The following is a 25,904-nucleotide window of genomic DNA, read 5'->3' on the forward strand; positions in this document are numbered from 1 at the left end:
TTTCATGGATATGAAACCCGACGACGCGTCTTTCAGAACCAATCCCCGCACCGTTGTCGTCCTGGGATACGGTGCCATTGGGCAGGCCCTGGTTCCCCTTCTGTTTCGCTACTTCGCGGCCTCGCGGCCCAGGCTCGTGGTGGTGGCACCGGATATACCGGATTCCCTGGGAGACCGGCCTGAAGAGGTCGAATTTATCCGTCTGAGCCTTACTCAGGACAATCTGGCCGCTTCCCTGGGCATGGTGCTGGGATCGGGAGATGTCCTGATCAATGTCTCCGTTGAAGTGGCTTCCCATGATTTAGTGGTCTGGTGCCGTGCTCATCGGGTGTTTTATCTGGATACCTGTGTTGAACCCTGGGCCGGCGGTTATGGCGCAATGGGGGTTTCTTCGGCACAGACAAACTATTTTTTACGCCATCAAGTTTTGAGTCTCCATGAACCGGGGGCGACAACTGCCGTGATTGCTCATGGCGCCAATCCTGGACTGGTGACTCATTTCACCAAAGCCGCCTTGTTGGAACTGGCGGCAATCAAGGGAGTTTCCCAATGGGCCTCCTGGGCAGAGCTTGCCTCTCTCCTGGAGGTGCGGGTCGTCCAGATTGCGGAGCGGGACACCCAGTGTTGCCGGATACCTGTCCGGCCCCAGGATTTTTTCAATACATGGTCCGTGGACGGCCTCATGGCCGAAGCTTGGCAGTATGGCGAACTGGGGTGGGGGAGCCATGAGCGGGTTTTCCCCAGTTCCGGAGTTCGCCATGCATACGGCGATGGTGCCGCTATTTACCTGAAAGAGAACAGCGCCAGCATTCGCGTGCGCTCCTGGGTGCCGTCGGTAGGTCCCCAGTGGGGCTATCTGATCACTCACCATGAGGCGATCTCCATTGCCAGTTTGCTGACGCTGCCTGGGGAGACAGCCTCTCGCCCCAGGTACCGGCCGACGGTCTATTACGCCTACCACCCTACGGAAATGACCTGCCATTCCCTGGATCACTGGGTGGAATCTGGATTTGGGGCTCCCCGGGTCAAACGGGTTTTGAAAGATGAACTGACCTCTGGCTTCGATCAATTGGGAGTGCTGTTGATCTTTCCTGGAGGAGCTTATTGGTATGGTTCCACGCTTGAACTGCCCCAGGCCCGATCCTTGGCCCTCCATAACAATGCAACCACCCTGCAGGTTGTAGCCGGAATCCTGGGGGGGGTGGAGTGGATGATCCGACATCCACAAGCCGGGGTGGTTGAAGCCGAGTCAATGGATTTTAGGGAAGTGCTGGAGGTGGCCCGGCCTTATCTGGGCCATGTTTCCGGGATTTTCACCGAATGGCAGCCGAGCGTTTCCGGTGGTTTGCAGTTTTCTGATTTTCGGCTGTCTTGTACCCCATTATCGATGCATAGGGAGAAGGTTGCATGAAGCGATCAAAGCGTGTCCCGTTGGTTGTTCTCGGATCATTGCTCAGCGTTGCTGGGTGCGGGGATGGCCAGGACCTGACGCAGCAGCGATATGCCGCCAAGGAAAACTGCGTCAAGGATTGGGGGGAGGAGTATCGCTGTACGTCCTCGGGCGGTGGTTACTATGGCCCACGATATTATTGGGATAGGGATTCCGGGCGTCCCATGATTGTTCATGGCGACGGTTCAATATCCCCTGCTACCAACGCAAGAATCGGTTCGGCCGGGAGTTCGTTCGGCTCCAACTTGCAGGCCGGGACAATTGCGCGGGGGGGCTTTGGCGGCTTTTCCCGGGGTTTCTCGGCGGGTGGTTGATGGAACGTTTAGCTAGCCGTCCGCGCGAGGACTATAAGTCGCGACTGGAAAGCCAGGGCCTTTCATTCCATAGCTGGGACAACTATTGGAAAGAGGACGTTTGCTATCGCTTCTCCCTGCGGCAGATCGAAGAAATCGAAGCCGCGACGGAAGAGTTGCATCAGATGTGCCTGCAAGCCCTGAAGATAGTCATTAATTCTGAGCGGCTCGGAATGCTCGGGATTCCTGAGCTGTTTTGGCCTGCCATTGCCCAATCCTTCGCAAGCGATGATTTTTCGTTGTATGGTCGTTTTGATTTCGCCTACGACGGCAAATCGCCGCCGAAAATGCTTGAATACAATGCCGATACGCCGACATCACTGCTTGAATCGGCGGTATGTCAGTGGTATTGGCTGGAAGACTGTTTCCCGGATTTCGACCAGTTCAATTCCCTTCACGAGCGGCTGGTAAGGCGCTGGAAAGCCTTGCCTCAGAGGGGGACTGTGCACTTTGCCTCCCTTGCCGGGAATGAGGAGGACTGGGTTTGCCTCACCTACCTGATGGATACCTTGACGCAGTCCGGTCGTACAGCGGCCCGTATCGATATTGAGCAGATCGGTTGGCATTCCGGCAAGAGGGTTTTTGTCGATCAGGACGGCTGCCCGATAACGCAATTGTTCAAACTCTACCCGTGGGAATGGATGATGCGGGAAGCGTTTGGCAAAGAGATTCTGCAGGGAGACACACAGTTCATTGAGCCCCTCTGGAAGTCCGTTCTTTCCTGCAAGGGGCTGCTTCCCATCCTGTGGGAAATCTATCCCGGCCACCCCAATTTGCTGGAGGCCTATTTTGAGCCCGGACGTTTGCAGAGTTATGCCCGGAAACCCTTGTATTCCCGCGAGGGAGCCAATGTCGAGTTGGTTCTCGACGGAGTTGCAATCGCCAGCGATGCAGGTCCCTATGGTGGTGAGGGATGCATCTATCAGCAGTTGAATCCTTTACCCCAGTTCGGCGGGAAGTATCCGGTGATCGGTTCCTGGGTTGTCGGCGGAGAGGCTGCGGGCATGTGCGTGCGTGAAGATTGTTCACCGATCACGACCAATATGAGCAATTTCATACCGCACTACTTTTTCCAGTAAGGAGATATCTATGATTGATGGAATTCTGGCATTTCTGAGCTATTTGGGAACCGCGGTTGCGCTGCTGTTTGCCTTTGTCCTGATCTACATTCGGGTTACCCCTTATCGTGAATTCGAGCTCATCGCCCATAACAACAAGGCGGTTGCAGTTACCCTGGCGGGTGCAGTCCTGGGCTTTACCTTCCCGCTGATGTCATCGATCTTTTATACCCAATCCTTGGTCGAGATGGTCGTCTGGGCAGGTATTACCTGTCTTGTGCAACTGGCGGTATTTTGGGTGCTGCGCCGGTACGCGAAACGTATTGAAAATGGGGACTTGTCCTCGGCGCTGATGGTGGCCACCTTTTCGGTTGCGGTCGGCTTGCTGAACGCTGTGAGCATCAGCCACTGAATTCAGACCGGGCTTTCCCCTCATCCAGGCCTGGGTAACTAATCAGGGTCCGGATCGGCGGCGTCGCCGTCGGCAGAACAAAAGCCCCGCCGGATCGCTCCGGCGGGGCTTTTTGCTTTGCTCCCTTACTTCACTTCAAAGCGGGCCTGCAGGGGCTTGCGGCCGGGCAGTTCCACCGCGGCCACCACCTTGGCGCCGGGCGTGAGGCTGGCGGCGGCTTCCAGGCGGTTTTCTGCCGCCGGGGCCAGTTGCAGTTCGCGCTTGGCGCCGCCTTCCAGCACCGTCAGGCGGGCCTTGCCGCCCTGTACCGGCACCGGGGCGCCGTGCTGGGTGACGTAGAGGGCCACCTTGCCGGCCTGGTTCACCAGTTCCAGCTGGGCTTCGCCCGCTTCGGCGAAGATGCCGCCGTATTGGGGCTGGCCGTGTTCGGCATGGGCCATCACGGCGGCGGGGGCGGCCAGGGCGGCGGCCAGCAGCAGGGAGGAAGCGAGGGTGTGCAGTTTTTTCATGACAGTGCTCCTTGGCAAATGGGAAATGATGGGTATGGGATGGAGGTTGGAAAATGGGCGCAGCATGGGCCGGCTCACAGGGCTTCGCCGCCGGCTTCCGCCAGCAGCCGTTCCGCCGCCGGCCGGGCATGGCGCCAGAACAGCAGGGGGGTGAGGAAGGTGTCGAGCAGGGTGGAGCTGATGAGGCCGGAGAAGATCACCACCGCCACCGGGTGCAGGATTTCCGTGCCCGGCTCGCCGGCTTCGAAGAGCAGGGGCGCCAGGGCGAAGGCTGCCACCAGGGCGGTCATCAGCACCGGCGTCAGGCGTTCCAGGGAGCCGCGGATGATCATCTCCTTGGTGAAGCCCTCGCCCTCGAAGCGCATCAGGTTGAGAAAGTGGCTGACCTTGAGGATGCCGTTGCGGGTGGCGATGCCGGCCAGGGTGATGAAGCCGATGAGGGCAGCGATGGAGAGGGGCTGGCCCGAGAGCCACAGGCCGATGACGCTGCCCACCAGGGCCAGGGGCACGTTGGCCATGATCAGCCCGGCCAGCAGGCCGGAGCGGTAGCGGCTGTAGAGCACCAGGAAGATCATCAGGGCCGAGACCAGGGAGAGCAGGCCGATGCGCCGGGCCGCCTCCTCCTGGGCCTGGAACTGGCCGCCCAGGGTGACGAAATAACCCTGGGGCAGGGGATGGGCCGCCACCACGGCGCGGATGTCCGCCACCACGTCGGAGAGGGCCCGGCCCTGGGCGTTGGCGGAAATCACCAGGCGGCGCCGGCCGTCGTCCCTAGAAATCTGGTTGGGGCCGTCCGACTCCTCGATCTGGGCCACCTTGGCCAGGGGCACCCGGCCCGCCGGGGTCTCGATCAGCAGCTGCTCCAGCCCGGTGGTGCCCCGGGCGCTTTCGGGCAGGCGCAGCACCAGGGCGAAGCGGCGGTTGCCTTCCACCACCTGGGTGATGCGCTCCCCGTCCACCAGGGACTGCAGGCTGGCCAGCAGCTGGGCCGTGGACAGCCCGTACTGGGCCGCCGCCCCCGCGTCGATGCGCACCTGGATCTGGGGCGAGAGCACCTGCTTTTCGATCTCCAGGTCGGCCAGGCCGGGGATGGCCTTGAGCCGTTCCTGCAGGGGGCCGGCCTGGGCCCGCAGCACGTCGAGGTCGTCGCCGAAGATCTTGATGGCGATCTGGGCCCGCACCCCGGAGAGCATGTGGTCGATGCGGTGGGAGATGGGCTGGCCCAGGTTGAGGGAGGCCGGCAGCACCGAGAGGCGCTGGCGCAGGTCGGCGAAGACTTCCTCCTTGCTGCGTTTGGAGGGCGTCAGGCGGATGTCCAGCTCGGTCACATGGACCCCTTCGGCATGCTCGTCCAGCTCGGCCCGGCCGGAGCGGCGGCCCACGTGTTCCACCTCGGGCACCTGGCGCACCAGCTTTTCCGCCTGGCTGGCCATGCGCACCGACTCGGCCAGGGTGGCGCCGGGGTTGAGGCGCAGGGAGAGGATCAGGGCGCCCTCGTTGAAAGGCGGCAGGAAGGTGGTGGGAAAGAAGGGAATGGCCGCCAGGGCCAGCAGCACCGCCGCCGCCGTGCCCGCCAGCACCGGCCGGGGCCTGGCCAGGACCCGCTCTAGCAGGGTCCGGTAGCGTTCCTTGAGCCAGCGCACCAGGCGGGTGTCGCCGTCGTGCAGGTGCTTCATCTTCGGCAGTAGGTACCAGGCCAGCACCGGGGTCAGGGTCACCGCCACCGCCAGGGAGGCGAGGATGGAGACGATGTAGGCGGTGCCCAGGGGGGCGAAGAGGCGGCCCTCGATGCCCGGCAGGGCAAACAGGGGCACGAACACCAGGGCGATGATGACCGTGGCGATGACCACCGCCGAGCGCACCTCGACGCTGGCGTCCCGCACCAGGGTCAGCAGGCGGGCCGGGCTCAGGGCTTCGTGGCGGGCCCGGGCCAGCTTGAGGCGGCGCAGGATGTTCTCCACGTCCACCACCGCGTCGTCCACCAGTTCGCCGATGGCGATGGCGATGCCGCCCAGGGTCATGGTGTTGATGGAGAGGCCGAAGTACTTGAAGACCAGGGCCGTGGTCAGCACCGAGACGGGGATGGCGGTGAGGGAGATGAAGGTGGTGCGGAAGTTGCCGAGGAAGAGGAACAGCACCGCGGCGACGAAGACCGAGGCGGCCAGCAGCTTCACCTCCAGGTTGTTGATGGAGGCCTCGATGAAGTTGGCCTGGCGGAAGGTCACCCGGGGCGCCGCCAGGCCCGGCGGCAAGGCCTTCTCCATGTCGGCCAGGGCCGCTTCCACGGTGCGTGTCAGGGCCACGGTGTCCGCCGCCGGCTGCTTCTGCACCGACAGGATCACCGCCGGACCGCCGTCGTAGCCCGCGTCGCCGCGCTTGATGGCCGGGGCGAAGGTGACGTTGGCGATCTGCCGCAGCAGGATGGGCTGGCCGTTTCTGGCGGTGACGGCTAGGTTCTGCAGGTCCTCCAGACGGGAGGTGCGGCCCAGGTGGCGGATCAGATATTCCCGGCCGTTGAGTTCCAGGAAACCGCCGGAGGTGTTGGCGGCGTAGCCCTGCAGGGCCGCCTTCAGCTGCTCCAGGGAAATGTCCAGGCTGCCCATGAGACGGGTGTCCGGCTGCACCTGGAACTGGCGTACCTCGCCGCCGATGGGGATCACCTGGGCCACCCCGGGGATGGACAGCAGCCGGGGCCGCAGCACCCAGTCGGCGTATTCCCGCACCGCCATGGGCGTGGTCTTGGCCGGGTCAATGGGAATGGCGATGAGCAGGATCTCGCCCATGATGGAGGAGACCGGCGCCATGCGCGGCGTCACCGCCGGCGGCAGGGCTCCCTCCAGGGTGGTGAGGCGCTCGGCCACCATCTGCCGGGCCCGGTAGATGTCCGTCTCCCAGTCGAAGCTGAGGTAGAGGATGGACAGGCCGGCGGAAGAGACGGAGCGGATGCCCGCCACCCCGGGCAGGCCGTTCATGGCCGTTTCCAGGGGGAAGGTGACCAGCTGCTCCACCTCCTCCGGGGCCATGCCGCCGGCCTCGCTCATGAGGGTGACGGTGGGGCGGTTGAGGTCGGGAAAGACGTCCACCGGCGTGCGCGACAATTGCAGGCCGCCGAAGACCATCAGGGCGAAGGCCGCGGCCAGCACCAGGAGGCGGTTGGCCAGGCTGTTTTCCAGGAGCCACTTGAACATGCCGGTTCTCCTAGCGCACCTGGTTGAGCAGGGGGGCGCCCTGCACCACCACCCGGTCGCCCGGGGCCAGGCCCTGGGTCACCGCCACCCGGGCCCCGTCCAGGGGCTGGTAGCGGATGGCCCGGGGCTCGAACAGCTCGGGGCTGCGTTTGACCCAGAGGATGGTCTCGTTGCTGGGATTCTTCACCAGGGCCGTGGCCGGCACGGCGGCCGCCTCCAGGGTGCCCTTGAGGCGCACCTGGACCTTCACCGGCTGGCCCAGGGCCAGCCACTGGCCGACGCCGGCGCTGTGGTTGTCGAAGATCACCGGCAGGGCCTGCTCCTTGAGGCGCCGCCCGGCGCCTAGGAACTCCAGGGGAATGACCCGGGGCGCGGCCGGCCCGGCCCCGGCGCCGCCTTCGCTGACGGCGACGCTGGCCGCCTCGATGGCTTCGGCGGCCAGGGGCGTGTAGGCCATGGCCTCGATGTGCAGGCTGTCCGGGTCCACCACCTCGAAGATGATGTCCCGGGCCTCCACGATCTGGCCCGCCATGCCGTTGGCGGCGGCGATGACTCCGGTCACCGGCGCCACCAGGGTGTCCCGGTTCGAGAGGCCGCCGCCCACCGCCGCGATGCGGCCCTTGAGGCTCTTCACCTCGCTCTCGGCCGCCTCGATGTCCTTGCGCGGCACCGTGTCGGCCAGCTCCTGCAGCCGGGCCAGGCGCTTTTCCGCCAGGCTGCGGGCGGCCTGCAGCTCGGCCAGCAGGGCGCTCTGGTTGGAGCGCTCGATCTGGCCGGCGCTGGGCACCACGTAGGCCAGTACCTGGCCTTTCTGCACCTTCTGGCCGACGCTGGGCAGGCCCGCCGGACCCGGCTCCAGGCGCCCGGCCAGCATGGACTGGACGCGGCCGCCCTTGTGGGGGTCCATGATCACCGTGGCGTTCAGCTCCAGGGTGCGGGGCAGGGGGCCGGGAGTGACCGGCAGGGTGCGGATTTCGATCTGGCGCTGGCTGGCCTTGGGCAGGAAGACGCTGCCGTCGGCCTGGCGCCGGGGTGCATCGCCGGAGACCGGGGCGGCGGCTTCGTCGCCGTGGCCTTCGTGGGCCTGCAGGGGCATGGCCGGCAGGGCCAGGGCGGCGCCCAGGCAGGCGGCGAGGGATGCCCGCAGCAGCAGGCGGGACGGGATTCTACGGGCGCTCATACGGCACCTCCTTGTCGTTGCTGGCGGCGGTGCCAGGCCAGGCCAAGGCCCAGCAGCAGGGCGGCTGCCAGGGCAAGGCCGGCCAGCAGGGCCGTGAATATTGGGCCGGAAGCCAGGGCGTGATCCTCATGCACGTCCAGGTCCCCCAGCAGCAGGTCGCTTTCTTCCGCCTGTCCCTCGGTGGCGGGCAGGCTCAGGGTGAAGGTCAGGCTGTGCTCGCCGGCCTGTTGCAGGGCGGTTAGCAGGGCGGCGTCGCCGAGCAGGTAGTCGCCGTGCTCGGGGCGGAAGGCGGCGACGGCGCTTTGGCCACCGCTTTCCACTTCCAGCCGGGCGTTGAGCACCGGGGCGTTGTCGGCGCTGCGGTCCAGCCACAGCACCAGCCCTTCGGGACGCAGCCGGCCCACCAGTTCGAACTGGTCGGAGACGGCCTCCACCCGGGGGCTGGGGGCGGGGCTGCCGGCAGGGGCGGCGGGGCCGTCGGCCCGGGCCGGGGCGGCCAGGGCGAGGCAGAGAAGCAGGGGGGATATCAGTCGCAACATGGCTTTACTCCGGCAGCAGGCCCAGGGCCTGGCGCAGTTGGGAAAGGGCGGCGGCCGCCTGGATGCGGGAGCGCACCGCCTGGCGCTCGGCCTCGAAGGCTTCCAGCTCGATGCGCAGGCGGGTGGGTAGGTCGGCTTCGCCGAGGCGGAAGGCCTTGTCGTAGAAGCCCCGGTTTTCCGCCGCCAGCCGGGCCCGGGTTTCTGCCGCCGCCAGTTGCAGGCGGGCCGCATCGAGCTGGGCCCGGGCGGTTTCGCCTTCCTGGGCCAGGCGCTGCCGTTCCAGGCGCAGCTGGGTTTCGGCCTCGATCAGGTCGGCGTTGGCTTCGGCGATGCGGGCCTGGTTGCGCGGGGTCGAAGAGAAGGGCAGGCGCAGGGCCAGGGCCCAGGTCTGGTCCGTCATCTCGCCGGCGGCGCTGCGGTCGCGGCGGGTGGAAATGGCGATTTCCGGATTGGCCCGGGTCTGGCGGGAGGCCAGTTCCAGGGCCCGCCGGGAAACGGCGCTGCGCTGGGCCAGATCCTGCAGCAAGGGGTGGCCGATAGCTGTAGCGGCGCCTTCGACGTCGGCGCCATCCTCATCCGCGAGGGCCGCGGGCTGGGCGTTGGCGGCCGGTTCCGGTTCGGTCTGGGGTGGGCCGTCGGCCGGCTTGGGGGGCTGGCCGGTGAGGCTTTGCAGGCGGCGGGCGGCGGCCAGGGCGGCCACCCGGCTCTCGGCCAGGGCCGCCTGGGCCGCCGCCTGGGCACCCTGGGCCTGGTTGAGGTCGGCCCGGGAAAGGTCGCCGGCCTTCATCCGCCGTTCCACATCAGAAGCGAGACGGGCGGCGTTGTCGGCCCGGGCCTGGGCCACCTGCTGGTCCTGGCCGGCCTGCTGCCAGGCCCACCAGGCGCTGCGCAGTTCGGCAGCCAGCTGCAGGCGGGCGGCCAGGGTGCGGGCGTCCAGGGCTTCCTTGCGGGCATCGGCCAGGGCCCGGGTGCCGTCCTTCTCGCCGGGCAGCCAGAGGGGCAGGGCAATGCCCGTTTCCACTTCCCGGGCGCCCCGGTCCCGGTTGTAGCGGTCGGTGCGGGTGGACAGGTCCAGGCTCGGCGGCTGGGCCAAAAGGGAGTCGGCGGCTTCCTGCTGGGCCCGGGCGGCGTCCTGCCGTTGGGGCAGGGCGGCAGCCAGAGGCTGGCGTTCCCAGGCGGCGGCAAAGGCCCGGGCCAGGGGCGAGGCGGACAGGGGGGGCGTGGCCGGGGCGGCGGCAGGCTCCGCGGCCCGGGCAGGGGACAGGAATCCCACGCCGAGGCCCAGGCTCAGGGCGAGCAGGGTCGGCAGCAGGCGGGCGCGATGGTGAACGCGAAGGCGGACGGGGTGCCCCGGATGGGGGGCGGTTGCGGTCTTCCGCATGGTTTTCTCCGGTGAGACAGGGAAAAACCGGCGGTACTCCGCGGTGAGGTCACGGGCACAGGCGGCGCGGCGCCTTTCAGGGCGTCGGCAGCACGGGCTGGCTCAACGGGAATTTCCGCCGGACTTCAGGCGGAGAAGGGGCGGGGGGGACGTTCCAGGCCCAGGGGAATGGGCGAGAGATAGCGGGCGGCGCACGTCCTTGCCGGCAGCGGCCGGTAGGGTGGCGTCGGCGGTGAGGCCGATGAGGTGGCCGAAAACGTGGCCGGCGCAGCAGTGGTGATGGCCCGGCTGGCCCTGGCCGTCGTCGCCGGCGGTGTGGTGCTGGGGGGCGCAGTCCTGGTCGTGCTGGGTGTGCTGCAGACTGTCGTGGGCGCCCTGGTCGCCGTGGTGGTGCTCGGCCACGGCGGCATGGTCGTGGGGTGCGGCCGCACTCACCATTTCCCAGCCGAAGGTCGGCGTCAGGAAACCGGCCAGCATCACGGCCAGGAGGCCGCGGGCGATGGCAGTGGTGAGGAGGGCGGTGAGTCGCATGGGTCGCATTCTAGGCGCCGGAAGCGGTTTTGACCATGGAGATGGATCAAAAACGGGATCAAAAACGGCGGATGTCCCCCGGGGGCATCCGCCTGGCGCCGCTTCGGATCAGCGGTAGTTGGCCCGGTCGAAGAGGATCTGGGCCTTGGCCCGGTACATGGCCAGGGAACCCACGGGCAGGGCGTCGGCCTTGAACTTGCCGAGACTTTCCAGAGCCGGGTTGCCGACCTTGACGCTGGCCACCACCGGCCATTCGTTGTTGCCGTCGGCGAAGTAGCGCTGGGCTTCGTCGGAGGCCAGGTACTCGAGGAACTTCACGGCGGCGGCCTTGTGCGGTGCGTTCTTCAGCATGCCGGCGCCGGAGACGTTGATGTGGGTGCCGCTGGTCTTCTGGTTGGGCCAGACGACGCCGACCTTTTCCATGACCTTCTTGTCCTCGGCCTTGTCGGAGCGCAGCAGGCGGGCCACGTAGTAGGTGTTGGAGACGGTGACGCCGCATTCGCCGGCGGCCACGGCCTTGATCTGGTCGGTGTCGCCGCCCTTGGGGGCGCGGGCGAAGTTGGCCACCACGCCCTTGGCCCAGGCTTCGGCCTTGGCCTCGCCCTGGTTGGCGATGATGGAGGCCATCAGGGACAGGTTGTAGGGGTGGGAGCCGGAGCGGGTGCAAACCTGGCCCTTGAGCTTGGGGTTGGCCAGGTCGTCGTAGTTCTGCACGTCCTCGGCCTTCACGGCGCTCTTGTTATAGACGATGACCCGGGCCCGGGTAGAGAAGGAGAACCAGTCGTCGGTGCGCAGATTGGCCGGGATGCGGGATTCCAGGACCTTGGACTTGACCGGGGCGAACAGGCCCAGTTCGTGGGCCAGGGCCAGGCGGGAGGCGTCCACCGTCAGCAGCACGTCGGCGGGGCTGTTGGCGCCTTCGTTCTTGATGCGCTCCAGCAGTTCCTCTTCCTTGCCTTCGATGCGGTTGATCTTGATGCCGGTCTGCTTGCTGAAATTCTCGTAGAGCTTTTCGTCGGTCTGGTAATGGCGGGCGGAATAGAGGTTCAGCACGTTTTCCTCGGCGGCCTGCAGATTGAGGGACAGGGCTGCGGCCAGGGCGCCGGCGAGAAGGGGGAGACGCAGGGTCATGGAGAACTCCAGCACGGGTTGGTCAGGTAAGTGTCAGATTCTAGTCAGGCTTGAGTCTTGTGTAAATGAGAATGTTTCTTGTGCCGTGGCCGGTGGTCGCGATGCCGGCGGCCGGGGAGCAGGCAAAACGCGGGCAACAAAAAAGCCGGCATCGGCCGGCTTTGTCGGGGGTGTGGTGGTGCTGCGTTACTGCTGTTCAGTGACGCGGCGGGCGCCGTTGTAGCGGGCCACCCAGTAGCTCTGGCGCATGTCCTCGACCCGCACTTCGCCGCCGGGGCGGGGGGAATGGACGAACTGGTTGTTGCCGAGGTAGATGCCGACGTGGGAGAAGGCGCGGCGCATGGTGTTGAAGAACACCAGGTCGCCCGGCTTGAGGTCGTTGCTGGCGACCTGCTCGCCCACCTGGCTCATTTCCTTGGCGGTGCGGGGCAGGTTGAGGCCCAGGGAGTCCTGGAAGACGTAACGCACGAAGCCGCTGCAGTCCAGGCCGGAATCCGGCGTGTTGCCGCCGCGAACGTAACGCACGCCAACGAACTCCAGGCCCTTGATGATCAGGTCCTGGACGCCGCTGGTGTAGCGTTTGAAAAAGGTCGGTTCCTCCCCGCGGGGCTCCATCCTGAATTCATCCGCCGTGGCGGTGCCGATGTTGGCCAGAACCCCGATGAACAGGGCCAGGAGGGAAGCTGCGAGCTGTTTTTTATTCAGCATGGGGCCGGACTTTATTGGAAAATCAGCCAGTTGTAAACCTAAGGTCATATACGTACAAAGCTTCTGTCACATTCGGTGGCCGGGGGTAAAGCCGCTTTTATACCGGGCCCGCCGCCGGGGCGCAGCGCCGTGGTTATAATCCCGGGACCCCGGTGGGCTGCGCAGGCCTTGCCTGGCGGTGCCGCCCCTGCGCCCGCGCCGTCCCCTGCTTGCCCCGGACCCCAAGAGCCAACAGGAAAGACCATGACCGAAGCACCCCATCCCAGAATCTTGATCGTGGACGATTCCCGCATGGTGCGGGCTTCCATCATCAAGCACCTGAAAGGGCACTACGAGATCCGGGAAGAGGGCGACGGAGAGGCCGCCTGGCAGACCCTGGTGCTGGACCACGACATCCAGGCCGTCATTTCCGACCTGTCCATGCCGGTGATGGACGGCTTCGACCTGCTGGCCCGCATCCGGGATTCCAAGGTCAGCCGCCTGCGCCAGCTGCCGGTGATCATGATCTCCGGCGAGGAGGACGAGGAGTCCCGGGACAAGGCCCTGGCCCTGGGGGCCAACGATTTCATCACCAAGGGCATCGGCACCGCCGAGCTGCTGGCCCGGGTCGATTCCCTGGTGCGCCTGGGCCAGGCCGAGCAGGCCCTGCACAGCCACCAGGACCAGCAGCTGCGCCATCCCCACAGCGGCCTGTTCACCCGGGCCTATCTGGAAGCCCAGGCCGAACAGGCCCTCTCCCTGGCCGGGCGGCAGCAGGCCCCCGCCAGCGTGCTGGTGCTGGGCTTCGATTCCCTGGAACGCTATACCGCCCAGTACGGCGGCGCCCTGGTGGACAAGCTGCAGGAACGCTTCGCCAAGCTCCTGGCCGGCAACATCCGCAAGGAAGACAGCCTGGGCCACTATTCCGACACCACCTTCGCCATCGTCTCCCCCGGCACCCCGGGGGCGGCCAGCGAGGCCTTCGCCAACCGCCTGCGCCATGCGGTGGAAACTTCCAATATCGCCGTGCACGGCCAGCGCCTGCCCCTCACCATCAGCATCGGCATCGCCAGCTTCCCCCTGGACGGGGCGCCCAGCGCCACCAGCCTGCTGGCCATGGCCGAGGCGCGGCGGGCGGCGGCGGCCGCCGCCGGCGGCAACCGGGCCGTGGCGCCGGCGCCTGCCGTTGAGCCGGCGGCGGTGCGCGGCGGCGCCGCGGTCAGCGTCGACCAGGCCCTGGCCATGCTGGCCGCCGGGCAGGACGAGGAATTGCGGCCCCAGGCGGCGGCTTTGGCCAAGGCCTTGATGCCCCTCCTTAGCTTTCTTAATTATGAATTACAATACGGGCCTTCCGCAGACGTACCGGAGTCCAAATTCCAGGCGTCGGGGGAACCCCAGGGCAACCGCAATCCGGGTGGGGATGCGCCCTAGGTGAAAATAGAACAGGACGAGATCAGCCTCGAATCCACCCCATAAAAAATAATCAGCAAACCAAAGTAGTGCAGGACGCAAACGCTAGAGGGAGTTTTATGACCAGCTACAAAGAGTTTCATCGTCGTTCCATCGAACAACCGGATGCCTTCTGGAGCGAGCAGGCCCAACTGATCGACTGGCACAAGCCTTTCGACCAGGTCTGCGATTACTCCCGTCCTCCGTTTGCCAAGTGGTTCGTCGGCGGCCAGACCAACCTGTGCTACAACGCCGTTGATCGCCACGCCAAGACCCGCCCCAACGACAACGCCCTGATTTTCATCTCCACCGAAACCGACGTGGAGAAGGTCTACTCCTTCGCCGAGCTGCAGCGCGAAGTCGAGCGCATGGCCGCCATCTACCAGAGCCTGGGCGTCAAGAAGGGCGACCGCGTCCTGATCTACATGCCCATGATTGCCGAAGCCTGCTTCGCCATCCTGGCCTGTGCCCGTATCGGCGCCATCCACTCCGTGGTCTTCGGCGGCTTCGCCTCCGGCTCCCTGGCTACCCGCATCGACGATGCCAAGCCGGTGCTGATCGTCTCCTCCGACGCGGGCATGCGCGGCGGCAAGGCCGTGCCCTACAAGCACCTGCTGGACGACGCCATCAACCAGGCCGAGCACAAGCCCGGCAAGGTGCTGATGGTGGACCGGGGCCTGGACAAGGCCTTCAACAAGGTCGAAGGCCGGGACGTGGATTACGCCGCCCTGCGCGCCCAGTTCATGGACGCCCAGGTGCCCGTGACCTGGGTGGAGTCTTCCGACCCCTCCTACATCCTGTACACCTCCGGCACCACCGGCAAGCCCAAGGGCGTGCAGCGTGACACCGGCGGCTACGCCGTGGCCCTGGCTTCCTCCATCAAGCACATCTACTGCGGCAAGCCCGGCGAGACCTTTTTCTCCACCTCCGACATCGGCTGGGTGGTGGGTCACTCCTACATCATCTACGGCCCCCTGATCGGCGGCATGGCCACCATCATGTACGAAGGCACCCCGATCCGTCCGGACGCCGGCATCTGGTGGCAGATCGTCGAGAAGTACAAGGTCAATGTGATGTTCTCCGCCCCCACCGCTGCCCGGGTGCTGAAGAAGCACGACCCCGCCTTCCTGCACAAGTACGACCTCTCCAGCCTGAAGCACCTGTTCCTGGCCGGCGAGCCCCTGGACCAGCCGACCCACGAATGGATCATGGGCGAGCTTAAGCTGCCGGTGATCGACAACTACTGGCAGACCGAAACCGGCTGGCCCATGCTGTCCACCGTGCGCGGCGTCGAAGACACCAAGATCAAGTACGGCACCCCGTCCTTCCCGGTCTATGGCTACGACGTGCGCATCTTCCGCGAAGACGGTTCCGAGTGCGACGCCAACGAGAAGGGCATCCTGGGCGTGGTGCCGCCCCTGCCGCCCGGCTGCCTGACCACCGTGTGGGGCGACGACGAGCGTTTCGTGAACACCTACTTCAGCCTGTTCAAGGAACCGCTGGTTTACTCCTCCTACGACTGGGCCATCAAGGATGACGAGGGTTACCACTTCATCCTGGGCCGTACCGACGACGTCATCAACGTCGCCGGCCACCGCCTCGGCACCCGGGAAATCGAGGAAGCCGTGCAGGGTCACCCCGCCGTGGCCGAAGTGGCCGTGGTCGGTGTGAACGACGCCCTCAAGGGCCAGCTGCCGGTGGCCTTCGCCGTGGTCAAGGACGCCTCCAAGATCGCCACCCCCGAACTGGTGGCGGCCCTGGAGAAGGAAGTGATGAAGCGGGTGGACGAGACCCTGGGCGCCATCGCCCGTCCCGGCCGCGTGTACTTCATCTCCGGCCTGCCCAAGACCCGTTCCGGCAAGCTGCTGCGCCGTTCCATCCAGGCCCTGGCCGAAGGCCGGGATCCGGGCGACCTCACCACCATCGAGGACCCCACCGCCCTGGAGCAGATCAAGGCCGCCCTCAGCGCCTGATCCCGCCAGGCTCCGGCAAAAAGCCCGCTGCATCGCTGCAGCGGGCTTTTTTTTTGGACATTCGCCGCCGGCATCAGGCCGGCATCAGGCAGGAAGGGCCCAGATGGCCGCGCTCCGCAGCGGCCTGCCGGCCGGTTGCGGCAGGGGCTCCCCCTCGGGACGGCAAACGGCTACACTGTCTGCCAAACGTCATAGGCGGCAGGCCGGCGCGGTGCCGGCGGCCCCTTCCTGGGGAGGAAAACAAGCGATGTCCACGTCCTGGCTCGCCACCAATCTGGTGGCTACCTTTCTGTTGCCGCCGGGCAACGGTCTGGGGCTCCTGCTGCTGGCCTTCCTCTTCCGACAGCGACGCCCCCAGCTGGCCATGAGCCTGGGACTGACGGGGGGATTGCTGCTGCTGGTGCTGTCCCTGCCGGTGGTGGGCCGTGCTCTGGTGCAGCGCCTGGAGGCGCCGCCGGTGGTGCCGGAGCAGGTGCTGGAAAAGGCCAAGGGGGCCGGCGCCATCGTCGTCCTCGGCGGCGGCCGCTACCGGGAAGCGCCGGAATACGGCAGCGACACGGTGGGCAACGAGACCCTGGTCCGCCTGCGCTACGCCGGGCAGCTGCAGCGCCAGACCGGCCTGCCGCTGCTGGTCACCGGCGGCACGCCGGACGGCGGCGAGGTGAGCGAGGCCGAGGCCATGGCCCGGGTGCTGCGGGACGAATTCAAGGTGCCGGTGCGCTGGGTCGAAGGCGAGTCGGACAACACCCGGGAGAATGCCCTGAAGACGGCGGCCCTGCTCAAGGAGGCCGGCGTGTCCCGGGTCCTGCTGGTCAGCCACGCCTGGCACCTGCCCCGGGCGGCCCTGGCCTTCAGCCGGGCGGGCCTGGAAGTGGTGCCCATGCCGACCCTGTTCCAGCGCGGCGTGCCCACGGCCCTGGACTACCTGCCCCAGGCCGACGGCCTGCGCGCCTCGCGCACCGCCCTGCACGAATGGCTGGGGCGTTTCTGGTACTGGCTGCGGGGCTGAGCCGGCCGCTTTTCAGGCGGCCCGGGGCAGCCGGGCCGCAGCCGGCGCGCCCAGCACCTGGGCGAGAAAATCCAGCGCTTCGCCGCTGACCCGGTGCCGCTCGTTGTCCAGGGTGATGATGTGGTAGCTGTCGTCCAGCACCACCTTGCGCCGACGCTCGGCGCTGATGCGGCGGTATACCTGCTCCGGGCTGCGCAGGCTGGCCACGTCGTCTTCCCGGGAGTGGATCACCAGGGTGGGGCTGACCACCTGGGGCAACTCCTTCTTGATGCTGCCGATCAGGCGCTGGGCCTGGTAGATGCCGTTGAGGGGCAGTTCCGAGGCGCCGGCGGCAGAGACTTCCCTTTCCCGCATGTCCCGTTCCACCCGGGCCCGCACCCGGGGATTCTTCAGGCCGAAGGGGGCCCGTTCCCGGTAGGTGTAGATGTGGCGCAGGGGCGTGTAGTAGCCCAGGGGCAGGAGGAAGCTGTACCAGGGGATGCCCCAGCCGTCGTAGTAGAGGGTGGTGGCCAGGGCCAGCACCGCCGCCACCTGCAGGCCCCGCTGGGCCGCCAGGTGCAGGGCCAGGTCGGCGCCGATGCACAGGCCGCCGACGACGACGCGACGATGCTGCTGCCGCAATTCGTCGAAGACCGTTTCCACCTGGGCGTACCAGTCCTCCCAGGGGCTGCGGGCGAAGCGGCGGTCCAGCACGTCTTCGGCGCACACCGTATAGCCCTGCAAATGGGGAATGGCGACGCGGTAGCCGGCTTTTTCCAGCTCCTTGCCGAGGGGTGACATTTCGTTGGGGTTGCTGTAGAGGCCGTGCAGCAGCAGGACGGCGGTGTCGTCGCCGGGGGGAAGCGGGTGGGGCAAGTCACTCTCCTAGCCGTTGATCGGCTTATGGCGCGCCATGCTAGCCCTCGGGACTGACCCACCTCTGACCCTCCGCTGACCGGGGGCTGACCCTGCCGCCGGCGCCATCCCCGGCGTCAGCCGCGTTGCCGCTACGGCGCCTTGCGGCGCCGATCCCTGGCGCTGCGACCGTCACGCGCCCACCGGCCCGTCCCTCGCTTCAGCTTTCGCTGCCGCTCACCGCCTGCCAGTAGGCCCGGTGCCGGGCGACGCTCTCCGACCGTTCGACCACCGCCTCGACCAGCCAGGGGCCGCCCGTGGCAACGGCCTCGGCGATGGCTGCCTGGAACTCGGCGCGGGATGCGGCTCGGCGGTAAGGCACCCCGTAGGCCGCCGCCCCATGGGCCAGGACGAGGGGCACCGGGGTCAGCCAGCCCGTCTCGTATTCGGGCAGGGCCCGGGCCGGCAGATACTCGAAAATGCCGCCGCCGCCGTTGTTCACCACCACCAGCAGGCAATCCAGCTCCCGGGCCGCGGCCAGGGCATTGAGGTCGTGGTGGGCGGCCAGGTCGCCGAGGAGGGCGGCGCTGTAGCGGCCTTCGGCGCTGCCCGCCGCCGCCAGGCCCAGGGCCGTGGACAGCTGGCCGTCGATGCCGCTGCAGCCCCGGTTGCCATGCTCCTCCAGGGGCTTGGCCGAGAGGCCGGAAAAGGAATCGCCGTCCCGCACCGCCATGGAATTGCCCCAGAAGAGGCGGCTCTCCGCCGGCAGGGCCGCCAGCAGGTCGGCCACCACGGCCCCTTCCCACAGGTCGTCGCCGACCGCATCGAGGGCGGCCCGGGCCAGCTCCCCGGCCCGCTGCTCGGCGGCGCGCCAGGCCTGCATCCAGGCCGGCGGCGCCTTGGCCGCCACGGCTTCGGCCAGGGCCGCCAGGGTGGCGGCGGTGTCGCCCCGCAACAGCAGGGTGGTGCCCCGTTCCGGGTCGGGCCAGCGGCCTTCGCCCTCCAGCAACAGCAGTTCGGTGCCCTGGTCCAGGCACTGGCTGAGCCAGGTCTGCAGGGAGCGGCTCACCTGGGCGTCGCCGCAGCGCAGGATCCAGGCCGGGGCCTGGGCGGCGACAAAGGCGGCATCCCGCACCAGGGCTTCGCCGTGGGCGAGGAAAAGATGGCTGTCGGGGCGGCTGTCGGCCTCAAGCTCGGCGGCGCCGTGGCGCAGGCCGGAAAGGGGCTCGGCCAGCACCGGGCAATCCAGGGCCCGGGCCAGGGCGGCCACGGCCCGTGCGTAGTCGGGGCCGGCGCTGCCCGGCGGCAGGGCGCCAGCCAGGATCAGCCCGGGGCGCCCGGAGAGATGGGCCGCGGCCTGGGCCACGGCGTGGGGCGCCGGCAGCACCAGGGGCGGCGGCGCCTCCGGCGGATGGACCGGGCCCAGGTCCGGGCTGGCCGCCAGCTTGGCGGCGGGCGGCAGCAGAGGCTCGCGGAAGGGCAGATTGACATGCACCGGCCCCGGGCAGGGCCAGCGGCATTCGGCCAGGAGCCGGGCCGCCAGGGTGTGCACCTGGCGCGGCAGGAAACCTTCTTCCGGCGTCGCCAGGGCGTGGGCGGCGCGCACGAAGCCGGTGAACAGGCCGGCCTGTGCCACCGTCTGGTTGGCGCCCCAGCCGTGCAGTTCCGCCGGCCGGTCGGTGGAGAGCAGCAGCAGCGGCACCCGGCCGGCGTCGGCCTCGATCACGGCGGGCAGCCAGTGGGCCGGGGCGGAGCCGGAGGTGCACACCAGGGCCACCGGCAGTTCCGTGGCCTTGGCCAGGCCCAGGGCGAAGAAGGCGGCGGAGCGCTCGTCCACCAGCACGTGGCAGCGCACGCCCGCCTGCCGCAGGAAGGCCAGGGTCAGGGGCGTGGAGCGGGCGCCCGGGGAAATGACGACATGGGCCAGCCCGGCGCCGGCCAGGGCGGCGGCGAAGTGGCGGGACCAGAGATAGTTGGTGGTGCCGGTGGCGTTCATGGGCGAAGGACCGTGAGGTTAGGCGCCGCGGCGGCAGGCGGCGGCAGGGGCTGGGGCCGAGGGTGCCAGGGCCTCCAGCATGGTGGCGAGCTTGGCCTCGGTTTCGGCCAGTTCCTGTTCCGCGGCGGAGCCGGCGACGATGCCGGCGCCGGCCTGGAGTTCGGCCCGGCTGCCGCGCAGGTCAGCGCAGCGTAGGGGCACGGCCAGGGTGCCGTTGCCGGCGGCGTCGATCCAGCCCAGGCCGCCGCTGTACCACAGGGGCCGTTCCTCGCCGTGGGCCTGCAGCCATTCCCGGGCCGGGGCCGCCGGCCAGCCGCCGACGGCGGGGGTGGGATGGAGCCTGGCGGCCAGGTCGAAAAGGCCGACTCCGAGCGCCGGACGGCCGTGGAAGGGGGTGCGCAGATGGCTGAGGCCGGCGTGGCGTCTGCCGCCGGGCAGCTGCAGCACTTCCGCCGGGGCGGCCTGCAGTTCGGCGCAGAGGGGGGCCAGGGTGTGGCGGATGGCCTCGGCCACCCAGCCGTGTTCCCGCTGGTTCTTGTCCGAGGTCAGGGGGGCGTCGGCCCGGCCCCAGCCGGTGCCGGCCAGGGCTTCGGTGTGCAGCTGGCCGTCCTGTAGGCTGAGGAGCCGTTCCGGCGTGGCGCCGAGGAAGGTGCCGGCCCGGTGGCCGACGGCGAAGACGCTGCTGTCGGCCTGCTGGGTTGCCAGGGCGGCGAAGACGGCGGCCGCTTCCAGGGCGCTGTCGGCCTCGAAGGTGACGCGGCGGGAGAGCACCACCTTGTCCAGCTCGCCCCGGGCGATGGCGGCCAGGGCGGCCCGGGTGCGGGCGACGAAGGCCTGCTCGGGCAGGGGCGCCGGCGGCCGTTGCAGGTGGAGCGCGGCCAGCGGCGCGGGTTGGGACAGCAGGGTCCGTTCCAGCGTTTGCCACAGGGCCTCCCAGCCGGCCATGGCCTGGGCGGCGCCATGGGCGGGGCAGGTGAGGACCAGGGTCTGGCGACCGGCCCGGCGCCTCAGCAGAAGGGCGGGCACCCGCAGGCGGGCGTTCGGCAGGGGGCTGTCGCCGCTGGCGTCGTAAAAGGCAAAGCCCAGGTGGGCCAGGGGCGCCTGGAGGTCGCCGCTGCCATCACTGTCCTGCGACATGGCGGCAATCTGCCAGCGGGCCGCCAGGCCCTGCCAGGCGCCGTTGAGGGCGGTGAAGCGGCCCGGCCCGGCGCTTTCCACGGTGCAGGCGGCGCCCAGGGCCAGCCAAGCGTCGTCCGGCCGCTGCCAGGCCAGGCTGTCGGGGGCGGCGAGGTAGGGCAGGGGGCCGGCCATGGGCAACGGGGGCGCCGGCAGGCACAGGCTGAGGAGGTCCGTGGGGCGGGCCCGGGCGGCCAGGGCCGCCAGTGCCCCGGCCAGGCCGGGATAGCGCTGGCTGAGACTGACGGTGCCGGCGGCGGGGCGGGCCTGGGGGCGGCTCATGGCGCTTCCCCTGGGGCCAGCAGCCCGTCCTGGGCCAGTTGTTGGGCCAGCTGCCGCAGGGCCGGACGTTGCAGCTTGCCCATGGGATTGCGCGGCAGGGTGGCGACCCGCTGGATCAGCCGGGGCCGGCGCGGCGAGGGCAGGCGTTCGGCGCACCAGCGGTGCAGGCCGGCGTCGTCCATGGCGGCGGAGTCGCCCACCACCAGGGCCAGCAGCCGGTCGCCCCACACCGGGTCGGGTAGGGCCGTCACCGCCGCGTCGCGCACGCCGGGGCAGGCCAGCAACACCGCTTCCACCTCGGCCGGATGCACATTGACGCCGCCGCTGACCAGCATGTCGTCGGCCCGGCCCAGCAGGGTCAGGCTGCCGTCCGCCTCCAGGCGGGCCAGGTCGCCGCTGAGCAGGGCGCCATCCGTCAGGCCCCGGCCCGGCTCCAGGTCCGGATTGAGATAGCCCCACATCACCTGGGGCCCGGCCAGGCGCAGCCGTCCTTGCGGATCCAGCTCGACGCGGCAGCCGGCCAGGGGGGCGCCGACCCGGCCCTCCTGCCATTCGTCCAGGGGTGGCCGCACCCAGGTGGCGACCTGGGCAGAGCATTCGGAAAGACCGTAGCTGACGCAGAGGGGCCAGCCGGCAGCCATGGCGCGGCGGAAGAGGGGGGCGGACAGGGCGGCACCGCCCACCAGCACGTAGCGCAGCGGGCCCGGCGGGACGCCGGCCTCCAGCAGCCGGTCGAGCATGGCCGGCACCAGGGACAGGTGGGTGATGCCGCCTGCGGCCAGGGCCGCGGCCACCGCCTCCACCGTGAAGTGGTCCAGCACCCGGGCCGTGGCGCCACTGCGGGCGCAGCGGGCGAGGATGGAGACGCCGCCGATGTGATGCAGGGGCAGGCAGGCCAGCCAGGTGTCGCCCGGGCCCAGGGGCAGGCGCTCGGCCGAGGCATCCGCCGCCGCCGCCAGGTTGGCGTGGGTCAGCACCACGCCCTTGGGTTCGCCCTCGCTGCCGCTGGTGGCGATGACCAGGGCCGGCTGGGCTGCCGTGGGCAGCGGTGGCAAGGGATCGGCAGCCGCCGCAATCGCTGCGGCCGACGGCAATGCCTCCAGCAGACGGCCCCGGGGGCCGGCCAGGGCCAGCAGGGCGGCCCGGCGTTCCGGCGAAGTGGCCGGGTCCAGGGGAAAGAGGGCGATGCGGGCCCGGGCGCAGGCGAAAAACAGCCGGGCCAGGTCCGGGGCGGGCAGGGGGGCGAGGAGGATGGTGCCGGGAGCAGCGCCCCAGGCAAGGAGCGCAGCGGCCAATGCCCCGCCATCCGCCACCAGCGCCCCACGCCGCCAGGCACCGTCGGAGGTGACCAGCTGGAGCGGATCTTCGGACAGGGGACCGAGCCAGTCCAGGGGCTCGTGGGGATCAATGAAAGGCGCGGGGTTCATCAGCGCCTGATTATACGCAGGGCCGGCGGGGGGCTACACGATGTGGGTCAAATCTGGGAACGGGCCAGGCGCTTCCTGTATTCCTGCTGCAAGTTCAGCCACATAGCAGGGGAGGTTGAAAAATAGCCAGCCAGCTTGGCGGCACTGTTGCTGGTAATGGAGCTGTTGCCACTGACGATTTTGCTGACGAGGGATGCCGAGAGCCCTGTTCTTCTTGCCAATTCAGCGCGTGAAAGACCTGAGGGCTTCATGAACTCTTCGAGGAGTATTTCGCCCGGAGAGATTTCGTCAAGCAAATGCCCATTGCCTGCAGGCCGGGATGGTGCTTGATTGCGTTGCGTAGGTTGTCCTGATTTTTCCATTGGCTGTTCACTCCCCAATAGCCGGTATTCGTTCAGGGGGGAATTTATCAGTCTGTACTGCAGGATGCACAGTTCAGAATGGACAAAGAGAACGTCGGAAGCAACTGAGGTGGATAGGGGGAGCCGCAATCGGTGGAGCGCGGGGGCGGTAGTGATTGGGCCTAGCGGCTCCTGACCTCGATGCGGCCGTTGCGGATGGCGTCGATGAACCGGTCCGCATTGGCGTCGCCCGGGCGGCGGCGCTTGTAGTCTTCCAGGTACTTGAGGGCGCCGTCCTGGTCCTTGAGGCTGAGATGAGCCATGCCCAGGGTGAAGGCGGCATCCGCGATGCCGGCGGCCAGGGCCTTTTCCAGGTAGGGGAGGGCTTCCCGGGGTTTGCCGGCGCCGGCCAGGAAAGTCCCGTACAGGTAGTTGCCCCGGGGATGGGCCGGCTCCAGCTGCAGCAGGCGCTGGAACAGGGTGTTGGCCTTGTCGGCGGCGCCGGGAATCTCCAGGTTGTGGCCCATGCCGTTCAGGTGGGCAGCGCGGAGCAGCAGGTCGGGATTGGGGTTGGGCACATTGACCAGGGTGTCGAGCATGCCGGAAATGACCTTGACGTCCTGGGTGGCCCGTTGCCGGTCCTGGGGCGTGTCGAACTGGGGCGGGTAGTTTTTGGCGTGGGCGGCCAGGTCGTTCAGCATCTGGTCCAGATAGGCGCCGTCGAAGCCGTATTGCTTGCCCGAGGGGGTTTCCGTCACCGTCAGCAGGCGTTTGGGATCGTGGGTTCCGTATTCCCGGGCATGGGCGCCGGTGCCCAGGAGCAGGACGAGGGCGACAAGGGCGATCAGGTGCAGATGGCGCATGGATGGTGGTTCCTGGGGGGGGCGGGAGGTTTACTAGGGGGCTTCTGGAACGGCTGCTGCGGCGCCTTCCCGCAGCTTGTGCACGATGAAATCCTTCAGTTCCGGCGGCAGTTCCGCCGCCAGGGCGAGGAAGGTGTCGATGATGGCGCCGTGGTCCGCGGGGCCGTTGGCGTAGAGCAGGGGCGTGCGGTTGGCTCTCGCCAGGGGTTCGCCGTCATCCACCAGGTAGTGACGGAATCCACCCTGCCGCTGCCAGCTCAGGGAGCGTTCGCGGCGGGGCTTGTCGTAGGCCAGCTGGAATGCGCAGATACCCTGCTCGTCCTCGAACAGCACCAGATCGATTTCGTGGCAGAAGAACCAGCGGCGCCGGGGTTCTCCGGCGATCTGCCTGACGTTGGCGAGTTCACGCAACATGGGGGCGGCCGTCATTGGGCGAACCGGAAACGGACCAGGGCCAGGGCCAAGGCGAAGAGGAAGCCGTAGGCGAAGCGGTCGATGCGCAGCAGGGTCTGGCCCCGTCCGGCGCGCCAGGCGCCCAGCAGGGACATGAGCAGGCCGGCGGCCAGTGGCGTGACCAGCAGGTTGGCCCAGCGCCAGCCGGCCTCTACCAGATGGTGCGGCAGCAACAGCAGGCTCAGGCCGCCGGCCAGGAGGCCGAAGATGGCGTAGCCCCAGGCTGCCACGTAGGGATTGGGCGGCTTGCTGAAGGGTTCCGCCACGGTGCGCAGGCCCAGTTCGCCGAGCACTTCGAGGATGGCTTGCAGGAGAAATTCGCCGACGATCTGGATGATGATTTCAAGCATGGGGCGGAAGGTGGGTTTTGTTGGCTGCCGTTCGTGGCGCCATTGGCCGCTATTTCTCCGGACGGCTGCGGGTCGATCCCGGGGGGCGACAGGAATGCAGCATATTTGCCATTGGCATGAATGTCGAGGCCGGGACACAACTGCCGGCGCTCGCCGCGGCGGGCGGGCGCCTCAGGCCGGCGTGGCGAAGGGCTGGAAACCGAGGCCGGGGCCGGCGGGCAGGGTGAGGTAGCCGGCGGCGACGGGGGGCGGGGCGCCCAGGTCCGTCGCCAGCCATTCGGCGGTGGCCAGGCCGTGGGCCAGATCGCCGCCGAGGGCGGCGGCCAGGTGGGCGGCGGCGAGGAGGCCGCAGGCGGATTCCAGGCTGCTGGTGACAACGCAGTCGCCGCCGGCGGCGGCGAAGCGCTGGGCCAGGGCCACGGCGGGGAGGAAGCCGCCGAGACGGGGCAGCTTGAGGATGAGGCGGCGCACGGTGCCGTCGAAGAGGGCGGCCTGGGGCAGGTCGGCCAGGGATTCGTCCAGGGCCAGGGGGAAGGCGGCCCGGACTTGCAGGGCGGCCCAGGCCGGGGCGCTGGGCTGGGCCAGGGGTTCTTCCAGGGCGTCGATGGGCAGGCCGGCCAGGGCGTCGAGCCAGGATCGGGCATCGCCTTCCTGCCAGGCCCGGTTGGCGTCCAGGCGCAGGGTGCTGCCGGCGGGCAGGTGCTGGCACAGGGCCTGGACCAGGGGTATCTCCTGGGAGGCAGGCGCCAGGCCGGTCTTCAGCTTGAGTACCTGGAAACCGGCTTCCAGCGCGGATTCCAGGGTATCTGCCGTATGCGGGCCGAGGCTGCCCAGGCTGGCGTTGACCCGCACCCGCTGGCGGCAGTCGCAGCCCCGGATGCTGGCGTTGAGGGAGCGGCCGTTGCGCCGGGCCAGCAGGTCGAGCAGGGCGCTTTCGACCCCGGCCCGGGCGGCGGGGGTGTCGAAGCTGGCGGGGTCGTTGAGGGCTTCCAGGGCGGTGGCTGCCTCCAGCCCCGTGAAGCGTTGCTGCCATTGGGCCAGGGCGGCGGCTGCGGCGGCGGGGGTTTCCGTACCGATGCCGGGCAGGGGGGCGCAGTCGCCGTAGCCATAGCCGCCGTCTTCGTCTTCCAGGCGCACCAGCCAGCCTTCCCGCTGGTCGAGGCCGCCGGCGGCGCTGCGCCATTGCTGGCGGAAGGGCAGGCGGTAGGGCTCGAAGGTGAAGGCGCGCAGGGTCATGAGCGGAGTGTAGCGGGTTGCTCCGGCTGCCGGGAGGGGCTGGCGGGGCGAATAAGCGCGGATGCAGTGCGCTTAAGGCGGGCTTAAGGATCGGGC

Annotated in this window: 23 protein-coding genes; 6 read left to right on the forward strand and 17 right to left on the reverse strand. The window is 68.4% G+C overall.

What is annotated here, in order from left to right; all coding sequences use genetic code 11:
* The first annotated feature begins 4 nt into the window (after positions 1–4).
* The 3 genes from AZSP09_RS02060 to AZSP09_RS02070 all read left to right on the forward strand — a co-directional run bounded on the left by AZSP09_RS02060 (position 5) and on the right by AZSP09_RS02070 (position 3,273).
* The gene (locus AZSP09_RS02060; protein ID WP_152089018.1) at positions 5–1,411 is read left to right on the forward strand and encodes a saccharopine dehydrogenase NADP-binding domain-containing protein; all 1,407 of its coding nucleotides are present in this window, start codon (positions 5–7) and stop codon (positions 1,409–1,411) included.
* Positions 1,412–1,763: 352 nt separating this feature from the next.
* Positions 1,764–2,882 carry a glutathionylspermidine synthase family protein gene (locus AZSP09_RS02065; RefSeq protein WP_152089019.1) on the forward strand — a complete coding sequence of 373 codons (1,119 nt, stop codon included), beginning with the start codon at positions 1,764–1,766 and terminating at the stop codon, positions 2,880–2,882.
* A gap of 10 nt (positions 2,883–2,892) precedes the next feature.
* A complete protein-coding gene (locus AZSP09_RS02070; RefSeq protein WP_152089020.1) occupies positions 2,893–3,273 on the forward strand; it encodes a DUF350 domain-containing protein in 381 nt (126 codons plus the stop codon).
* A gap of 125 nt (positions 3,274–3,398) precedes the next feature.
* Here the strand turns inward: AZSP09_RS02070 and AZSP09_RS02075 are convergent, their stop codons facing one another.
* The 8 genes from AZSP09_RS02075 to AZSP09_RS02110 form a co-directional block, all read right to left on the reverse strand.
* Positions 3,399–3,782, reverse strand: a complete 384-nt coding sequence (locus AZSP09_RS02075; protein WP_152089021.1) for a hypothetical protein — start codon at positions 3,780–3,782, stop codon at positions 3,399–3,401.
* A 74-nt stretch (positions 3,783–3,856) separates the two neighbouring features.
* Complete coding sequence (locus AZSP09_RS02080) at positions 3,857–6,970, reverse strand: efflux RND transporter permease subunit (protein ID WP_152089022.1); 3,114 nt, start codon at positions 6,968–6,970, stop codon at positions 3,857–3,859.
* A 10-nt stretch (positions 6,971–6,980) separates the two neighbouring features.
* Positions 6,981–8,150, reverse strand: a complete 1,170-nt coding sequence (locus AZSP09_RS02085) for an efflux RND transporter periplasmic adaptor subunit (protein WP_130458684.1) — start codon at positions 8,148–8,150, stop codon at positions 6,981–6,983.
* Entirely contained in the window at positions 8,147–8,689 is a 543-nt protein-coding gene (locus AZSP09_RS02090; protein ID WP_152089023.1) for a hypothetical protein, read from the reverse strand. Before AZSP09_RS02090 ends, AZSP09_RS02085 begins: the two co-directional genes overlap by 4 nt.
* 4 nt (positions 8,690–8,693) lie before the next feature.
* Positions 8,694–10,070 carry a TolC family protein gene (locus AZSP09_RS02095; protein ID WP_152089024.1) on the reverse strand — a complete coding sequence of 459 codons (1,377 nt, stop codon included), beginning with the start codon at positions 10,068–10,070 and terminating at the stop codon, positions 8,694–8,696.
* Between the two features lie 102 nt (positions 10,071–10,172).
* A complete protein-coding gene (locus AZSP09_RS02100; protein WP_152089025.1) occupies positions 10,173–10,601 on the reverse strand; it encodes a hypothetical protein in 429 nt (142 codons plus the stop codon).
* Between the two features lie 108 nt (positions 10,602–10,709).
* Positions 10,710–11,732 carry a Fe(3+) ABC transporter substrate-binding protein gene (locus AZSP09_RS02105; protein ID WP_014237944.1) on the reverse strand — a complete coding sequence of 341 codons (1,023 nt, stop codon included), beginning with the start codon at positions 11,730–11,732 and terminating at the stop codon, positions 10,710–10,712.
* Positions 11,733–11,918: 186 nt separating this feature from the next.
* Complete coding sequence (locus AZSP09_RS02110; RefSeq protein WP_152089026.1) at positions 11,919–12,440, reverse strand: C40 family peptidase; 522 nt, start codon at positions 12,438–12,440, stop codon at positions 11,919–11,921.
* Positions 12,441–12,683: 243 nt separating this feature from the next.
* Here AZSP09_RS02110 and AZSP09_RS02115 point away from each other — a divergent pair, with 243 nt between their 5' ends.
* The 3 genes from AZSP09_RS02115 (at position 12,684) to AZSP09_RS02125 (ending at position 16,850) form a co-directional block, all read left to right on the forward strand.
* On the forward strand, positions 12,684–13,850 hold the full coding sequence (locus AZSP09_RS02115; RefSeq protein ID WP_130458679.1) for a response regulator: 1,167 nt from the start codon (positions 12,684–12,686) through the stop codon (positions 13,848–13,850).
* Positions 13,851–13,891: 41 nt separating this feature from the next.
* On the forward strand, positions 13,892–15,841 hold the full coding sequence (locus tag AZSP09_RS02120) for a propionate--CoA ligase (RefSeq protein WP_083833987.1): 1,950 nt from the start codon (positions 13,892–13,894) through the stop codon (positions 15,839–15,841).
* 247 nt (positions 15,842–16,088) lie between these two features.
* Positions 16,089–16,850, forward strand: a complete 762-nt coding sequence (locus AZSP09_RS02125) for a YdcF family protein (RefSeq protein ID WP_152089027.1) — start codon at positions 16,089–16,091, stop codon at positions 16,848–16,850.
* 12 nt (positions 16,851–16,862) lie between these two features.
* Here AZSP09_RS02125 and AZSP09_RS02130 read toward each other — a convergent pair whose 3' ends face one another.
* From AZSP09_RS02130 to menC, 9 genes are all read right to left on the reverse strand, one after another.
* The gene (locus AZSP09_RS02130) at positions 16,863–17,705 is read right to left on the reverse strand and encodes an alpha/beta hydrolase (RefSeq protein ID WP_197739040.1); all 843 of its coding nucleotides are present in this window, start codon (positions 17,703–17,705) and stop codon (positions 16,863–16,865) included.
* Positions 17,706–17,904: 199 nt separating this feature from the next.
* Positions 17,905–19,680, reverse strand: coding sequence for a 2-succinyl-5-enolpyruvyl-6-hydroxy-3-cyclohexene-1-carboxylic-acid synthase (gene menD, locus AZSP09_RS02135; RefSeq protein ID WP_152089028.1), 1,776 nt, complete (start codon positions 19,678–19,680; stop codon positions 17,905–17,907).
* Between the two features lie 18 nt (positions 19,681–19,698).
* On the reverse strand, positions 19,699–21,138 hold the full coding sequence (locus tag AZSP09_RS02140; RefSeq protein WP_152089029.1) for an isochorismate synthase: 1,440 nt from the start codon (positions 21,136–21,138) through the stop codon (positions 19,699–19,701).
* On the reverse strand, positions 21,135–22,565 hold the full coding sequence (locus AZSP09_RS02145) for a class I adenylate-forming enzyme family protein (protein ID WP_152089030.1): 1,431 nt from the start codon (positions 22,563–22,565) through the stop codon (positions 21,135–21,137). The genes AZSP09_RS02140 and AZSP09_RS02145 overlap by 4 nt, the downstream gene beginning before the upstream one ends.
* Before the next feature lie 47 nt (positions 22,566–22,612).
* The gene (locus tag AZSP09_RS02150) at positions 22,613–22,927 is read right to left on the reverse strand and encodes a HigA family addiction module antitoxin (protein ID WP_152089031.1); all 315 of its coding nucleotides are present in this window, start codon (positions 22,925–22,927) and stop codon (positions 22,613–22,615) included.
* A 161-nt stretch (positions 22,928–23,088) separates the two neighbouring features.
* Positions 23,089–23,769: a tetratricopeptide repeat protein gene (locus tag AZSP09_RS02155; protein WP_152089032.1), complete on the reverse strand. Its 681-nt coding sequence runs from the start codon at positions 23,767–23,769 to the stop codon at positions 23,089–23,091.
* Between the two features lie 33 nt (positions 23,770–23,802).
* Positions 23,803–24,183, reverse strand: a complete 381-nt coding sequence (locus tag AZSP09_RS02160; protein ID WP_152089033.1) for a hypothetical protein — start codon at positions 24,181–24,183, stop codon at positions 23,803–23,805.
* Positions 24,184–24,194: 11 nt separating this feature from the next.
* Positions 24,195–24,572 carry a hypothetical protein gene (locus AZSP09_RS02165; RefSeq protein ID WP_152089034.1) on the reverse strand — a complete coding sequence of 126 codons (378 nt, stop codon included), beginning with the start codon at positions 24,570–24,572 and terminating at the stop codon, positions 24,195–24,197.
* Positions 24,573–24,743: 171 nt separating this feature from the next.
* Positions 24,744–25,808, reverse strand: coding sequence for an o-succinylbenzoate synthase (gene menC / locus AZSP09_RS02170; protein WP_152089035.1), 1,065 nt, complete (start codon positions 25,806–25,808; stop codon positions 24,744–24,746).
* Between the last annotated feature and the right edge of the window lie 96 nt (positions 25,809–25,904).

It is taken from the genome of Azospira sp. I09, from assembly GCF_009177135.1.
GTDB lineage: Bacteria > Pseudomonadota > Gammaproteobacteria > Burkholderiales > Rhodocyclaceae > Azospira > Azospira oryzae.

Excerpts from the sequence above, each read along its gene's own strand:
- AZSP09_RS02075 (WP_152089021.1), bottom strand. The coding sequence starts at position 3,782 with ATGAAAAAACTGCACACCCTCGCTTCCTCCCTGCTGCTGGCCGCCGCC.
- AZSP09_RS02125 (WP_152089027.1), top strand. The coding sequence starts at position 16,089 with ATGTCCACGTCCTGGCTCGCCACCAATCTGGTGGCTACCTTTCTGTTG.
- AZSP09_RS02080 (WP_152089022.1), bottom strand. The coding sequence starts at position 6,970 with ATGTTCAAGTGGCTCCTGGAAAACAGCCTGGCCAACCGCCTCCTGGTG.
- AZSP09_RS02100 (WP_152089025.1), bottom strand. The coding sequence starts at position 10,601 with ATGCGACTCACCGCCCTCCTCACCACTGCCATCGCCCGCGGCCTCCTG.
- AZSP09_RS02085 (WP_130458684.1), bottom strand. The coding sequence starts at position 8,150 with ATGAGCGCCCGTAGAATCCCGTCCCGCCTGCTGCTGCGGGCATCCCTC.
- AZSP09_RS02105 (WP_014237944.1), bottom strand. The coding sequence starts at position 11,732 with ATGACCCTGCGTCTCCCCCTTCTCGCCGGCGCCCTGGCCGCAGCCCTG.
- menC (WP_152089035.1), bottom strand. The coding sequence starts at position 25,808 with ATGACCCTGCGCGCCTTCACCTTCGAGCCCTACCGCCTGCCCTTCCGC.
- AZSP09_RS02090 (WP_152089023.1), bottom strand. The coding sequence starts at position 8,689 with ATGTTGCGACTGATATCCCCCCTGCTTCTCTGCCTCGCCCTGGCCGCC.
- AZSP09_RS02150 (WP_152089031.1), bottom strand. The coding sequence starts at position 22,927 with ATGGAAAAATCAGGACAACCTACGCAACGCAATCAAGCACCATCCCGG.
- AZSP09_RS02070 (WP_152089020.1), top strand. The coding sequence starts at position 2,893 with ATGATTGATGGAATTCTGGCATTTCTGAGCTATTTGGGAACCGCGGTT.
- AZSP09_RS02110 (WP_152089026.1), bottom strand. The coding sequence starts at position 12,440 with ATGCTGAATAAAAAACAGCTCGCAGCTTCCCTCCTGGCCCTGTTCATC.
- AZSP09_RS02115 (WP_130458679.1), top strand. The coding sequence starts at position 12,684 with ATGACCGAAGCACCCCATCCCAGAATCTTGATCGTGGACGATTCCCGC.
- AZSP09_RS02065 (WP_152089019.1), top strand. The coding sequence starts at position 1,764 with ATGGAACGTTTAGCTAGCCGTCCGCGCGAGGACTATAAGTCGCGACTG.
- AZSP09_RS02155 (WP_152089032.1), bottom strand. The coding sequence starts at position 23,769 with ATGCGCCATCTGCACCTGATCGCCCTTGTCGCCCTCGTCCTGCTCCTG.
- AZSP09_RS02140 (WP_152089029.1), bottom strand. The coding sequence starts at position 21,138 with ATGAGCCGCCCCCAGGCCCGCCCCGCCGCCGGCACCGTCAGTCTCAGC.
- AZSP09_RS02060 (WP_152089018.1), top strand. The coding sequence starts at position 5 with ATGGATATGAAACCCGACGACGCGTCTTTCAGAACCAATCCCCGCACC.
- AZSP09_RS02145 (WP_152089030.1), bottom strand. The coding sequence starts at position 22,565 with ATGAACCCCGCGCCTTTCATTGATCCCCACGAGCCCCTGGACTGGCTC.
- AZSP09_RS02160 (WP_152089033.1), bottom strand. The coding sequence starts at position 24,183 with ATGTTGCGTGAACTCGCCAACGTCAGGCAGATCGCCGGAGAACCCCGG.
- AZSP09_RS02165 (WP_152089034.1), bottom strand. The coding sequence starts at position 24,572 with ATGCTTGAAATCATCATCCAGATCGTCGGCGAATTTCTCCTGCAAGCC.
- menD (WP_152089028.1), bottom strand. The coding sequence starts at position 19,680 with ATGAACGCCACCGGCACCACCAACTATCTCTGGTCCCGCCACTTCGCC.
- AZSP09_RS02095 (WP_152089024.1), bottom strand. The coding sequence starts at position 10,070 with ATGCGGAAGACCGCAACCGCCCCCCATCCGGGGCACCCCGTCCGCCTT.